This is a genomic window from Escherichia sp. MOD1-EC5433 (assembly GCF_002966005.1).
Classification (GTDB): Bacteria; Pseudomonadota; Gammaproteobacteria; order Enterobacterales; family Enterobacteriaceae; genus Escherichia; species Escherichia ruysiae.
The window spans coordinates 148,177-162,943 of sequence record NZ_PTRL01000002.1 but is presented as its reverse complement, the minus strand read 5'-3'; the positions used below and the strand labels follow the sequence as shown (position 1 = coordinate 162,943).

Below are 14,767 nucleotides of genomic sequence, written 5' to 3'. Positions count from 1 at the left end.
CCTGCTTTTATTTCCGTACCCGATGTCGGTGCAGCCACATCAGCTTATACGCCGCCGGGATAATAAACAGCGACAGCAAAGGCGCGGTGATCATGCCGCCAATCATCGGCGCGGCAATCCGGCTCATCACCTCTGAACCTGCTCCCGTACCCCACAGAATCGGCAGCAGACCGGCGATAATCACTGCCACCGTCATCGCTTTCGGGCGCACGCGCAGTACCGCGCCGTGATACAACGCCTCATCCAGCTTCTGCTCACTGAATGTTTGCGGATTATTCAACGACGGCTCGGCCTCTATGGCGTGACGTAAATACATCAGCATCACCACGCCAAATTCGGCGGCGACTCCTGCGAGGGCGATAAAGCCAGTGCCCGTCGCCACGGAAAGATGAAAGCCCATCCACCACAGCAACCAGATGCCGCCCACCAGCGCAAACGGTACGCTGCTGATAATCAGCAACGCTTCGCCCACCCGACGGAACGCCAAATACAACAGCACGAAGATGATCATCAACGTCATCGGCACCATGAGTTTCAGCTTATGGTTGGCGCGCTCCAGTAGCTCGAACTGCCCGGAGAATGCCACGCTGGTGCCCGGTTTTAACTGCACTTTTTCAGCTATCGCTTTTTGCAAATCGTGAACCACCGACACCATGTCACGATCGCGGGCATCGATATAAATCCAGCTCGTCGGGCGCGCATTCTCGGTTTTCAGCATCGACGGTCCGGTGGAGACGTTAACGTCGGCCACGTCTGCCAGGGTGATTTGCTGCTTCATCGGCGTCAAAATCGGCAACTGGCGCAGAGCCTGCGGGCTATCGCGCCAGCTTTGCGGATAACGCAGATTAATTGGATAACGGGCAATCCCTTCCACCGTTTCGCCAACCATCGCCCCGCCCACCGCAGAGGTGACAAACAACTGCACATCCGCCACCGTCATACCGTAACGCGCGGCTTTTTCACGGTTAATCTCAATATTGATATAACGCCCACCTTCCAGACGTTCGGCAAGAGCAGAAGCCACGCCTGGCACCGTTCGCGCCACGTCTTCAATTTGCTCCGCCATCGCGTCGATATCCGCCAGCACATTGCCGGACACTTTAATGCCGATGGGGCTTTTAATGCCGGTGGAAAGCATATCAATACGGTTACGGATTGGTGGCACCCACAGATTCGCCAGCCCCGGTAGTCGCACGGTGCTATCCAGCTCTTCGATGATTTTGTCCATCGTCATGCCAGGCCGCCACTGATCCTGCGGCTTAAGCTGAATGGTCGTTTCTACCATCTCCAGCGGAGCGGAGTCGGTGGCAGTTTCCGCTTTCCCGGTTTTGCCAAACACCCGCGCCACTTCCGGTACGCTCATAATCAGCTTGTCGGTTTTTTGCAGCATACTCGCTGCTTCCGACGCGGAAATCCCCGGCAGCGTCGAAGGCATATACAACAAGTCGCCTTCATTGATCTGCGGTAAAAATTCCCCGCCAACTTTATTGAGCGGCCAGATAACTGTCAGCACCGAAAGCGCCGCCACCAGCAGCGTGGTTTTCGGCCAGTGCAGTACTTTCAGCAACAGCGGATGGTAAATACGAATCAAAAAACGATTGAGCGGGTTACTGCTTTCTGGCGGAATTTTGCCACGGATCCAGTAGCCCATCAGAATGGGGATCACCACGATCGCCAGCAGCGCCGCGCCTGCCATGGCATAGGTTTTGGTGAACGCCAGCGGACCAAACAGACGCCCTTCCTGCCCTTCCAGAGTGAAGATTGGGATAAACGACAGCGTGATAATCAGCAGACTGATAAACAGCGCCGGCCCCACTTCAACAGAAGCATCGGTAATCACCTGCCAGCGCGTTTTATTATCCAGCATGACGTCAGGATGCTGGTGCTGCCACTCTTCCAGCCGTTTATGCGCATTCTCGATCATGACGATGGCGGCATCGACCATCGCCCCGACGGCAATCGCAATACCGCCCAGCGACATAATATTGGCGTTCAGCCCCTGGAAGTGCATGACAATAAAAGCAATACACAACCCCAGCGGCAACGAAATAATCGCCACCAGCGCCGAGCGCACATGCCAGAGAAACAGCGCGCAGACTACCGCCACCACAATAAACTCTTCCAGCAGCTTGCCGCTGAGGTTGTCGATGGCGCGGTCAATGAGCTGGCTGCGATCGTATGTTGTAACTATCTCCACGCCTTCCGGCAGACTGCTTTTCAGCGTTTCCAGTTTGTCCTTCACGGCGGCGATCACTTCACGGGCGTTTTTGCCGGAACGCAGGATCACCACCCCGCCCGCCACTTCGCCTTCGCCGTTCAGTTCGGCAATGCCCCGGCGCATCTCCGGGCCAACCTGGACCTTCGCAACATCACGCAGATAAACGGGCACGCCATTTTCACTGGCTTTTAAAACGATGTGATTAAAGTCGTCGAGCGTTTGCAGATAGCCGCTGGCGCGCACCATATATTCCGCTTCCGCCAGTTCGATCGACGAACCGCCCGCTTCCTGATTTGAGGCATCCAGCGCGCTTTTTACTTCGGCGAGACTGATGCCATACTGCGCCAGGCGCTGGGGATCGATAACCACCTGATACTCTTTCACCACACCGCCCACCGACGCCACTTCCGCAACGTCAGGGATGGTTTTTAGCTCATATTTGAGAAACCAGTCCTGCAATGAGCGTAAATCAGCCAGATCGTGCTTACCGCTGCGATCCACCAGCGCGTATTCATAAATCCAGCCAACGCCCGTGGCGTCTGGCCCCAGCTCCGCGCTGACACCCGCTGGCAGCTTACCCTGCACCTGGTTGAGGTACTCCAGCACCCGCGAGCGCGCCCAGTATGGATCGGTGCCATCTTCGAAAATGACATACACATAAGAGTCGCCAAACTGCGAGAAACCACGCACAGTCTTCGCGCCAGGCACCGACAACATGGTGGTAGTTAGCGGATAAGTCACCTGATTTTCAACGATTTGCGGTGCCTGACCGGGATAGCTGGTTTTAATAATCACCTGCACATCAGAGAGATCCGGCAGTGCATCCACTGGCGTGTTAATGATGGTCCAGGTGCCCCAGATGCTCAAAAACAACGCGCCCATCAGCACCAGAAAACGGTTCGCCACCGAGCGACGAATAATCCATTCAATCATTGGTTATTCCCTCAATGCGCGTGGGTAGCACTTTCAGAGCGCATCCGCTCCAGCGCGCCAGAAATATTGGCTTCAGAATCAATCAGGAACAGGCCGCTGGAAACCACCTTTTCCCCTTCCGCCAGACCTGAGCGTAACGCGGTGACGCCTTGCGAGGCCTGGAAAACGGAAACGCGTTTCGGTACAAAGCGCCCGTCGGCGTCAACGGTAATCACCCGCTGTTCGCTGCCGGTATCAATCAGCGCCTGTGACGGAATGAGCAGCATCGGTTCGCTGGCGGTGTTGAGTTGCAACCAGGCGTTCATTCCCGGCTTTAGCGCCTCGTCGGCGTTGTCGACTTCCAGACGCAGTTGCAAAGTGCGGGTCGCGGCATCTACGCCGGGTAGCATCGTCCATTTGCGGATGGTGAGCGTTTTATCGGGTCGCGCCGGAACGGTGAGCGTAAACTGCGAGGCATCTTTCACCAGCCAGGCGATGGACTCCGGGATCGCGGCAGTGACCCACACCGGGTCCATACCCTGAATTTTCGCGACCACGTTATCTTTGGCGATATTCATTCCCGCGCGCAGATCAAACGCGGTGATCACGCCATCAATGGGCGCTTTGAGCGTAAAGCGAGTCTGGATTTTTTGCGTGGCGATCAGGCGGCGAATATCGGCCTCCGGCATTCCCGCCAGCCGCAGGCGTTCAAGAATACCTTCGGTCTGGGTCGCCGTACCGCCGGTTTCGCGCAGCAGTAAATACTCACTCTGCGCTTCCACCCAGTCGGGAATGGTCAGGTCGAGAAGCGGCGCGCCCTTTTTCACTTTATCGCCCACCGTGAGCGGATAAACTTTGTCAATAAATCCGGCGGCTCGAGCCTGCACAATGGCAAACTGATACTCGTTGTAACTGACATTCGCCGGGAAACTCTGGGCAAAAGTCAGCGGCCCGCGCGTGACGGTAGCCGTTTTCACCCCCAGATTCTGCGTCTGGGTCGGGTCAATGCGTACACCAGACGCAGAACTCTCTTCATCGGCATATTTCGGCACCAGATCCATATCCATAAACGGCGATTTACCTGGTTTATCGAACCGCGTATTGGGATACATCGGGTCGTACCAGAATAAGATTTTACGTTCTGCGGTTGGCGTTTTTTCCACTGGCGGTTCCGCCTTTGCAAACCAGGTAAAACCTGCCGCAGAAATAATACCGCCCGCGATCATGCTGCCGATAATAAGCGCGATTTTTTTCATTGAATTAAACCTGGGTTACTGGCTGACTTTAATATCCTGTAATAAAGAAAGGTTGCCCTGCTGGACAAAATTAAACGCCACTTTGTCGCCGGTTTTAATTTCACTCATTTTCGTCTGCGGAGTGATGGTAAAGCGCATAGTCATCTCCGGCCAGTTCACTGCGGCAATCGGATCGTGGTGGATGGTGATTTTTTTGCTTTCCAGATCAACACCTTTTACCACACCGGTGGCGCTAATCACCTGCGGTTGTGCTTCGCTCATGGTTTCATGATGATGTTCGTTAGCCTGGGCATTAAAACCAATAACAGTAAACAGACTGAACATTGCGACTTGCAGTGCTTTTTTCATTTATTCTCTCCTGGAGTTAAAAATTATTGCTGCCAACCGCCACCCAGTGCGGTATATAAAGAAATTTCATTAACCTGACGGGCATAATTCAGGTCGAGTAAGGTTTGTCGGGTAGCAAATAAAGAACGTTCGGCATCCAGCACTTCCAGATAACTGACTGCGCCGTGCTGATATAATGCCCGTGCCCGTTGCAGGGTAATTTGCAGCGACGCCAGATAACGCTGTTGGGCGCTAATTTGATCATTCAGGCTTTGACGTAACGCCAGCGCATCTACCACTTCTTTAAAGGCATTCTGGATTTTTTGTTCATAATTCACCACCGACTGCTGCTGGCGAATTTCAGCGATATCCAGATTGCCCTGGTTACGCCCGGCATTAAAAATGGGGATCTCAATTTTGGGAATAAAATTCCACATTCCGCTGCTGGCGTTAAATAATGATGAGAGATCGCTGCTGGCGGTTGAGATTCCGCTGGTCAGACTAATAGACGGGAAAAATGCCGCGCGTGCGGCGCCAATATTGGCATTAGCCGCCATTAACGCGTGTTCAGCTTCCATAATATCCGGGCGCTGCAACAAGATTTGCGACGACAAGCCCGCCGGTAATTTAACGCTTTGCAGGCTGTCGCTACCCGCTGTCTGCGCTTGCGGCAGCTTGCCGTAGCTTCCTAATAACAGTTGCAATGCATTATTCGCCTGCGCCAGTTCCCCCTGACGTTTAGCGATATCGCTGCGGGTACTTTCAATCACCCCGCGAGCCTGTTCCAGCGCCAGAACATTGCTGCTGCCGGTTAACAGTTGTTTTTCGACAAACGCATATGACTGCTGGTAATTACGCAGCGTTTCTTCGGCTATTTGCAATTGCGCATAAGCCAGTTGCTGATTGAAATAGCTTTGCGCGACATTAGAAACCAGCAGAATATGCACCGCGCGCTGAGCTTCCTCAGTGGCTAAATAATTTTGTCGCTCGGCTTCGCTCATGTTCTTTAAGCGACCGAAAAAATCAAGGTCAAAGCTGGCGTTAAGGCCAGTCGAAAACTCCCGAGTCGTGGCTGAATCGCCTTTAAGATTGCCGCTCCAACTGCCGCTGCCCTCGCCATTGAGTTGCGGGTAACGGTCGGCATCGGTCAGACGATATTGCGCCCGCGCTTCCTGCACTTTCAGGGTCGCCATTCGCAAATCCCGGTTATTCACCAGCGCCTCGCTAATCAACGTCTTCAGTTGATTATCAACAAAAAAGGTGCGCCAGCCCGCGTTCTGGTAGTTATCTGCCGCGTTAACCAGGCCGTTCTGGCTGAGTGAGAACTGTTGCGGCACGGGCATTGCCGGACGCTGATAATCCGGCGCCAGTGAACAACCGGTTAGTGCAAGGGCTACACAAAGTGTCAGGAGTTTACAAGAAGACATAGGCGCATAATTTCTGGTGATTTTATGCCGCCAACTTTACTCGCCAGGCTCTGATTTTCCGGTGACAGGAAAATGACAAAATTGTCATTTTGCCAATAAGCGATTGCCATCTGATCCCGCTCCTCTAGAATTGCCCGGGCAACATGCGGAGGAAATATGAAACTGTTGATTGTCGAAGATGAAAAGAAAACTGGCGAATACTTAACCAAAGGGTTAACCGAAGCCGGTTTTGTGGTCGATTTAGCCGACAACGGGCTGAATGGCTACCATCTGGCGATGACCGGTGATTATGACCTGATAATCCTCGATATTATGCTGCCGGACGTGAACGGCTGGGATATCGTGCGCATGTTGCGTTCTGCCAACAAAGGGATGCCGATTCTGCTGCTCAGCGCGCTGGGTACGATTGAACATCGTGTCAAGGGGCTGGAGCTGGGAGCGGATGACTACCTGGTGAAGCCGTTCGCTTTTGCTGAACTGCTGGCGCGGGTGCGCACTTTACTGCGGCGCGGGGCGGCGGTGATTATCGAAAGTCAGTTTCAGGTTGCCGATCTGATGGTCGATCTCGTCAGCCGCAAAGTCACCCGCAGCGGCACGCGCATCACTCTGACCAGTAAAGAATTTACTCTGCTGGAGTTTTTCCTTCGCCATCAGGGCGAAGTGCTGCCCCGCTCGCTTATCGCCTCGCAGGTATGGGACATGAATTTCGACAGCGACACTAACGCCATTGATGTGGCGGTGAAGCGGCTACGCGGCAAAATCGACAACGACTTTGAGCCGAAGCTGATTCAAACCGTGCGCGGCGTGGGTTACATGCTTGAGGTGCCGGATGGTCAGTAAGCCATTTCAGCGCCCGTTTTCGCTGGCAACCCGCCTGACCTTTTTTATCAGCCTTGCCACCATCGCGGCATTTTTCGCCTTCGCGTGGATCATGATCCACTCGGTCAAGGTGCATTTTGCCGAGCAGGATATTAATGATTTAAAAGAGATTAGCACCACGCTCAAGCGCGTTCTTAATCATCCTGAAGAGACACAAGCCCGACGCTTAATGACGCTGGAAGACATTGTCAGTGGTTATTCCAACGTGTTGATTTCTCTGGCAGATAGCCACGGTAAAACGGTGTATCACTCCCCCGACGCGCCCGATATCCGCGAGTTTGCACGTGACGCCATACCCGATAAAGACGCCCGGAATGGCGAGGTGTATCTCCTTTCCGGCCCGACGATTATGATGCCGGGCCACGGTCACGGGCATATGGAACACAGCAACTGGCGGATGATTAGCTTGCCGGTTGGCCCACTGGAGGACGGCAAACCGAGTTATACGCTCTATATCGCGCTATCGATCGATTTTCATCTTCATTACATTAATGACTTGATGAATAAACTTATTATGACCGCATCGATCATCAGCATTCTGATCGTTTTTATCGTGCTGTTGGCGGTGCATAAAGGTCACGCGCCGATCCGCAGCGTCAGCCGTCAAATCCAGAATATCACCTCGAAAGATCTCGACGTTCGCCTTGACCCGCAGACCGTGCCGATTGAGCTGGAGCAGCTGGTATTGTCGTTCAACCATATGATCGAGCGTATCGAGGATGTCTTTACCCGCCAGTCCAATTTCTCAGCGGATATCGCCCACGAAATTCGCACACCAATTACGAATCTGGTAACGCAAACGGAGATCGCCCTCAGCCAGTCGCGCAGCCAGAAGGAGCTGGAAGATGTGCTCTACTCTAATCTCGAAGAGCTAACGCGAATGGCGAAAATGGTCAGCGATATGCTGTTTCTCGCCCAGGCCGATAACAACCAGTTAATCCCCGAAAAGAAAATGCTCAACCTGGCGGATGAAGTCGGCAAAGTGTTCGATTTTTTCGAGGCATTAGCGGAAGATCGCGGCGTGGAGTTGCGGTTTGTTGGTGACGAGTGTCAGGTTGCGGGCGATCCGCTGATGCTGCGTCGGGCGTTAAGCAACCTGCTTTCGAACGCCCTGCGTTATACGCCGTCCGGAGAGGCAATTGTTGTGCGCTGCCAGACGGTCGATCACCAGGTGCAAGTTACCGTCGAAAACCCCGGTACGCCCATTGCGCCCGAACACTTACCGCGATTGTTTGACCGTTTCTACCGCGTTGATCCTTCCCGCCAGCGAAAAGGTGAAGGTAGCGGCATTGGCCTGGCGATAGTGAAATCGATTGTTGTCGCGCATAAAGGCACGGTTGCGGTAACGTCAGATGCGCGGGGGACAAGGTTTATTATCACATTACCCGCTTAATCATTCAGCAATCGGCAACTTTTATAACCAGTGTAAAAATAACGTGCCGCAATAATCCTACCTATTAATGGTAAAAAGCTGTCACAATCCATAAAAAACCTTAATATACGCCACCCTAAACATAACCAGCGTTAATGTAAGGTTTTTGTGTGGACTGGCTTCTTGATGTTTTTGCTACCTGGCTCTACGGCTTAAAAGTAATCGCGATAACGTTAGCGGTCATAATGTTCATCAGCGGGCTGGACGATTTTTTTATTGATGTCGTCTACTGGGTACGCCGCATTAAGCGCAAGTTGAGTGTTTATCGCCGCTACCCGCGAATGAGTTACCGCGAACTGTATAAGCCGGATGAAAAACCCTTAGCGATTATGGTTCCGGCGTGGAATGAAACTGGCGTCATCGGCAATATGGCCGAGCTGGCGGCAACCACGCTCGACTACGAAAACTATCATATCTTTGTCGGCACTTACCCCAACGACCCCGATACTCAGCGTGATGTTGACGAAGTGTGCGCTCGCTTTCCGAATGTGCACAAGGTGGTCTGTGCGCGTCCTGGCCCTACCAGTAAAGCTGACTGTCTGAACAACGTGCTGGACGCCATCACCCAGTTTGAGCGTAGCGCCAATTTCGCTTTTGCTGGTTTTATTCTGCATGATGCCGAAGACGTGATTTCACCGATGGAATTGCGTCTGTTCAACTATCTGGTCGAGCGAAAAGATCTGATTCAGATCCCGGTATACCCATTCGAACGCGAATGGACGCACTTCACCAGCATGACCTATATTGATGAGTTTTCAGAACTGCATGGCAAAGATGTTCCGGTGCGTGAAGCCCTCGCCGGACAAGTGCCCAGCGCAGGCGTCGGCACCTGTTTCAGCCGCCGCGCCGTGACCGCACTGTTAGCTGACGGTGACGGCATTGCTTTCGACGTGCAGAGTCTTACTGAAGATTACGACATTGGTTTCCGCCTGAAAGAGAAAGGTATGACGGAAATTTTTGTCCGTTTTCCGGTGGTGGACGAAGCCAAAGAGCGCGAACAGCGTAAATTTTTACAGCACGCGCGGACGTCAAACATGATCTGCGTGCGCGAATATTTCCCCGACACATTTTCAACTGCGGTTCGACAAAAGTCTCGCTGGATCATCGGCATTGTTTTCCAGGGCTTTAAAACCCACAAATGGACCTCCAGTCTGACGCTGAACTACTTTCTCTGGCGCGACCGCAAAGGGGCAATCAGTAACTTTGTCAGCTTCCTCGCGATGCTGGTGATGCTCCAGCTTCTGCTGTTGATGGCGTATGAAAGTTTGTGCTCCGACGCCTGGCATTTTCTTTCTATTTTCAGCGGCAGCGCATGGTTGATGACCCTGCTGTGGCTAAACTTTGGCTTGATGATCAACCGCATTGTGCAACGAGTGATTTTTGTCACCGGCTACTACGGCCTGACGCAAGGCTTACTCTCCGTCCTGCGGCTATTCTGGGGCAACCTGATTAACTTTATGGCCAACTGGCGCGCGTTGAAACAGGTACTTCAACACGGTGATCCACGTCGCGTCGCGTGGGATAAAACGACGCATGATTTCCCCAGCGTGACTGGCGATACCCGTTCGTTGCGCCCGTTAGGTCAAATTCTGCTGGAAAATCAGGTCATCACTGAAGAACAACTCGATACAGCACTGCGTAATCGCGTCGAAGGTCTACGCCTGGGCGGTTCAATGCTGATGCAGGGGCTGATTAGCGCCGAGCAACTGGCACAGGCGCTGGCAGAGCAAAACGGCGTGGCGTGGGAATCCATCGATGCCTGGCAGATCCCGTCCTCGCTGATTGCCGAAATGCCAGCCTCCGTGGCGCTACATTATGCGGTGCTGCCGCTGCGTCTGGAAAATGATGAGTTAATTGTCGGCAGCGAAGATGGTATCGATCCTGTTTCACTGGCGGCTCTGACACGTAAGGTCGGACGCAAGGTGCGTTACGTCATTGTTCTGCGCGGGCAAATCGTCACCGGTTTACGTCACTGGTATGCGCGTCGTCGCGGTTATGACCCACGAGCAATGTTGCACAATGCGGTTCAGCAGCAATGGCTCACTGAACAGCAGGCCAGCGACATCTGGCAGCAATATGTACCGCATCAGTTCCTGTTCGCCGAAATACTGACCACGCTCGGCCATATTAATCGTTCTGCAATTAACGTGTTGTTATTGCGCCATGAACGCAGCTCACTGCCGCTCGGTAAATTTTTGGTCACCGAAGGCGTTATTAGCCAGGAAACGCTGGATCGCGTCCTGACAATTCAACGCGAATTACAAGTTTCGATGCAATCATTATTACTCAAAGCAGGTTTAACCACAGAACAGGTTGCGGAGCTGGAGTCCGAAAATGAAGGAAAATAACCTTAATCGCGTCATCGGATGGTCTGGTTTACTGCTGACGTCTTTATTGAGTACCAGCGCACTCGCAGACAATATCGGCACCAGCGCAGAAGAGCTGGGGCTGAGCGACTATCGCCATTTTGTTATTTATCCCCGTCTCGATAAGGCGCTGAAGGCACAGAAAAATAACGACGAAAAAACCGCCATCCGCGAATTTGAATATATTCATCAGCAGGTGCCGGATAATATTCCGTTGACGTTATATCTGGCAGAAGCCTATCGCCATTTTGGTCATGATGATCGCGCGCGGCTGTTGCTTGAGGATCAACTAAAACGTCATCCTGGCGATGCCCGCCTTGAACGCAATCTCGCGGCAATTCCAGTAGAAGTCAAAACCGTTAATACCGTTGAAGAACTGCTGGCTCAGCAAAAGGCGTGCGATGCTGTGCCGACCCTGCGTTGTCGCAGTGAAGTCGGGCAGAATGCCCTGCGCCTGGCACAGTTACCTGTCGCCAGAGCGCAACTGAACGATGCAACGTTTGCCGCATCGCCGGAAGGAAAAACGTTGCGTACCGATCTGCTGCAACGGGCAATCTACCTGAAACAATGGTCCCAGGCAGATACGCTATACAATGAAGCACGCCAGCAGAATACATTAAGCGCGGCAGAGCGCCGCCAGTGGTTTGATGTGCTTCTTACCGGGCAATTGGATGATCGGATCCTGGCGCTGCAATCAGTGGGGATCTTCACCGATCCACAGTCGTATATTACTTACGCGACCTCTCTGGCTTATCGTGGCGAAAAAGCACGTCTCCAGCGTTATCTCGCTGAAAATAAGCCGCTGTTTACCTCGGACACACAAGAGAAAAGCTGGCTCTATCTGTTATCAAAATACAGTGACAACCCGGTGCAAGCGTTGGCGAATCACACGGTACAGTTTGCCGATAACCGCCAGTATGTTGTTGGCGCGACGCTACCGGTGCTGTTAAAAGAAGGTCAGTACGACGCAGCGCAAAAACTGCTCGCTACCCTTCCCGCCAATGAAATGCTTGAGGAGCGTTATGCCGTCAGCGTGGCGACTCGTAACAAGGCTGAAGCTCTGCGTCTGGCGCGGTTGCTGTATCAGCAAGAACCGGCAAATCTTACCCGTCTGGATCAACTGACCTGGCAACTGATACAGAACGGACAGTCACGCGAAGCTGCCGATTTGTTGCTGCAACGCTACCCCTTCCAGGGAGATACAACCGTCAGTCATACTTTAATGGCGCGACTGGCTTCGCTGTTGGAAAAGCATCCTTACCTGGCGACCCCGGCAAAAGTGGCGATTTTATCGAAACCCTTGCCGCTGGCGGAGCAGCGTCAGTGGCAAAGCCAGTTACCGGGGATTGCAGATAATTGCCCGGTGATAGTCCGCTTGCTGGGCGATATGTCGCCTTCCTACGATGCTGCGGCCTGGAACCGTCTGGCGAAGTGTTATCGGGACACGCTACCCGGCGTGGCGTTGTATGCCTGGCTTCAGGCAGAACAACGACAACCGAACGCGTGGCAACATCGCGCGGTGGCTTATCAGGCATACCAGGTGGAAGACTACAACACCGCACTGGCGGCCTGGCAGAAAATCAGCCTTCACGACATGAGCAATGAAGATCTACTTGCTGCCGCCAATACCGCTCAGGCGGCAGGAAATGGCGCGGCTCGCGATCGCTGGCTTCAGCAGGCAGAACAACGCGGGCTGGGAAACAATGCGCTGTACTGGTGGCTACATGCGCAACGTTATATTCCCGGTCAACCGGAACTCGCACTGAACGATCTCACACGCTCAATTAACATTGCACCTTCTGCTAACGCTTACGTTGCGCGGGCGACGATTTATCGCCAACGTCATGATGTCTCTGCGGCGGTGAGCGATTTGCGCGCCGCTCTGGAACTGGAACCCAATAACAGCAACATCCAGGCGGCGCTCGGTTACGCCTTGTGGGATAGCGGTGATATCGCGCAATCGCGGGAAATGCTGGAACAGGCACATAAAGGATTGCCGGACGATCCGGCACTGCTCCGACAACTGGCCTACGTGAACCAGCGTCTGGATGATATGCCCGCAACACAACAGTACGCCCGGCGGGTAATTGATGATATTGATAACCAGGCGCTGATAACCCCACTTACGCCAGAGCAAAATCAGCAACGTTTCAATTTCCGCCGTCTGCATGAAGATGTCGGTCGCCGCTGGACGTTCAGCTTCGATTCCTCCATCGGCTTGCGTTCCGGGGCGATGAGTACCGCTAACAACAATGTTGGCGGCGCTGCACCAGGGAAAAGCTATCGTAGCTACGGGCAACTGGAAGCAGAATACCGCATCGGGCGCAATATGCTGCTGGAAGGCGACCTGCTTTCGGTTTACAGCCGTGTGTTTGCCGATACCGGAGAAAACGGTGTAGCAATGCCGGTGAAAAATCCGATGTCCGGCACCGGCCTGCGCTGGAAGCCCCTGCGCGACCAAATCTTTTTCCTCGCCGTTGAACAGCAGTTGCCGCTGAACGGGCAAAATGGCGCCTCCGATACCATGCTGCGCGCCAGTGCCTCATTCTTTAACGGCGGCAAATACAGCGACGAGTGGCACCCGAACGGTTCAGGCTGGTTTGCCCAAAACCTGTATCTCGATGCGGCGCAATATGTCCGCCAGGATATTCAGGCGTGGACGGCAGATTATCGCGTGAGCTGGCATCAGAAGGTGGCGAACGGACAAACCATTGAGCCTTACGCTCACGTTCAGGACAACGGCTATCGTGATAAAGGCACTCAGGGCGCACAGCTTGGCGGTGTCGGCGTGCGCTGGAATATCTGGACCGGCGAGACGCACTATGATGCCTGGCCGCACAAAGTCAGTCTCGGCGTCGAATATCAGCATACCTTTAAGGCGATTAATCAACGTAGCGGGGAGCGCAACAACGCGTTTCTCACCATTGGAGTGCACTGGTAAATGCGTAAGTTAATTTTCGTAATGCTGACACTGCTGCTGGTCAGCCCTTTTTCCTTTGCGATGAAAGGTATCATCTGGCAACCGCAAAATCGTGACAGTCAGGTCACCGACGCCCAGTGGCAGGGGCTGATGAGCCAGTTACGTTTGCAGGGCTTCGATACTCTGGTTTTGCAATGGACCCGTTACGGCGATGCATTCACCCAGCCAGAAGAGCGTGCATTATTGTTCAGACGTGCAGCGGCAGCGCAGCACGCTGGCCTGAAGCTGATTGTTGGCCTGAATGCCGATCCGGAATTTTTTATGCATCAGAAGCAGTCATCTGTGGCGCTGGAAAGCTATCTTAATCGCCTGCTGGCGGCCGATCTCCAGCAAGCCAGATTATGGAGCGCCGCACCGGGCGTAACGCCGGATGGCTGGTACATCAGTGCGGAAATTGACGATTTGAACTGGCGCAGCGAAGCCGCCCGCCAGCCATTGCTGAAATGGTTAAATAATACTCAGCGACTGCTTAGTGATGTTTTGGCAAAACCGATTTATGTCAGTAGTTTTTTCGCCGGAAACATGTCGCCCGATGGCTATCGCCAACTGCTGGAACAAGTTAAAGCAACCAGCGTTAATGTCTGGGTACAGGATGGCAGCGGCGTGGATAAACTCACCGCCGGGCAGCGCGAACGTTATCTGCAAGCCAGTGCAGATTGCCAGATTGCCTCGCCCGCCAGCGGCATTGTTTATGAATTGTTTGTCGCGGGCAAAGGTAAAACGTTTGAAGCTAAACCAAAACCAGATGCGGAGATCGCCTCACTATTAGCAAAACGCTCCTCCTGCGGCAAGGACTTGCTCTATTTCTCCCTGCGCTATTTGCCCGTCGCGCGTGGCATCCTCGAATATTAATTGTTTAAGGGAGCAACTTTGCTTGCTCCCTTCCTTTTCACTTTCCTAATCAGAATCCTGTTTGTATTAATTGTTTAGCAGATTCTCTTTTTTCAACGCATTTTATGCGTCTCGGTTT

The 14,767-nt window shown here is 53.3% G+C and carries 9 protein-coding genes; 5 read left to right on the top strand and 4 right to left on the bottom strand.

All coding sequences use genetic code 11. The features are described from left to right. Positions 1-7: 7 nt before the first annotated feature. Genes cusA through cusC form a run of 4 tightly spaced genes read right to left on the bottom strand, consistent with a single transcriptional unit; the run spans position 8 to position 6,140 of the window. Complete coding sequence (cusA, locus tag C3D30_RS05210; RefSeq protein WP_105286566.1) at positions 8-3,151, bottom strand: Cu(+)/Ag(+) efflux RND transporter permease subunit CusA; 3,144 nt, start codon at positions 3,149-3,151, stop codon at positions 8-10. Positions 3,152-3,162: 11 nt separating this feature from the next. Continuing rightward, complete coding sequence (cusB, locus tag C3D30_RS05205; RefSeq protein ID WP_000717129.1) at positions 3,163-4,386, bottom strand: Cu(+)/Ag(+) efflux RND transporter periplasmic adaptor subunit CusB; 1,224 nt, start codon at positions 4,384-4,386, stop codon at positions 3,163-3,165. Positions 4,387-4,401: 15 nt separating this feature from the next. Beyond that, entirely contained in the window at positions 4,402-4,734 is a 333-nt protein-coding gene (gene cusF / locus C3D30_RS05200; protein WP_000709873.1) for a Cu(+)/Ag(+) efflux RND transporter periplasmic metallochaperone CusF, read from the bottom strand. Between the two features lie 23 nt (positions 4,735-4,757). Then, the gene (cusC, locus tag C3D30_RS05195) at positions 4,758-6,140 is read right to left on the bottom strand and encodes a Cu(+)/Ag(+) efflux RND transporter outer membrane channel CusC (RefSeq protein WP_105286565.1); all 1,383 of its coding nucleotides are present in this window, start codon (positions 6,138-6,140) and stop codon (positions 4,758-4,760) included. A 156-nt stretch (positions 6,141-6,296) separates the two neighbouring features. Here cusC and cusR point away from each other — a divergent pair, with 156 nt between their 5' ends. The 5 genes from cusR (at position 6,297) to C3D30_RS05170 (ending at position 14,649) form a co-directional block, all read left to right on the top strand. Continuing rightward, positions 6,297-6,980 (top strand): copper response regulator transcription factor CusR, encoded by a 684-nt coding sequence (gene cusR / locus C3D30_RS05190; RefSeq protein ID WP_000770938.1) that lies wholly within the window; start codon positions 6,297-6,299, stop codon positions 6,978-6,980. Next, positions 6,970-8,412, top strand: coding sequence for a Cu(+)/Ag(+) sensor histidine kinase CusS (gene cusS / locus C3D30_RS05185; RefSeq protein ID WP_105286564.1), 1,443 nt, complete (start codon positions 6,970-6,972; stop codon positions 8,410-8,412). The genes cusR and cusS overlap by 11 nt, the downstream gene beginning before the upstream one ends. A 149-nt stretch (positions 8,413-8,561) precedes the next feature. After that, positions 8,562-10,799 (top strand): cyclic di-3',5'-guanylate-activated glycosyltransferase NfrB, encoded by a 2,238-nt coding sequence (nfrB, locus tag C3D30_RS05180; protein ID WP_021550390.1) that lies wholly within the window; start codon positions 8,562-8,564, stop codon positions 10,797-10,799. Further along, positions 10,786-13,758, top strand: a complete 2,973-nt coding sequence (gene nfrA / locus C3D30_RS05175; RefSeq protein WP_105286563.1) for a bacteriophage adsorption protein NfrA — start codon at positions 10,786-10,788, stop codon at positions 13,756-13,758. Before nfrB ends, nfrA begins: the two co-directional genes overlap by 14 nt. Continuing rightward, positions 13,759-14,649 (top strand): DUF4434 family protein, encoded by an 891-nt coding sequence (locus tag C3D30_RS05170; RefSeq protein ID WP_105284704.1) that lies wholly within the window; start codon positions 13,759-13,761, stop codon positions 14,647-14,649. It begins immediately after the preceding gene. Positions 14,650-14,767: the final 118 nt, after the last annotated feature.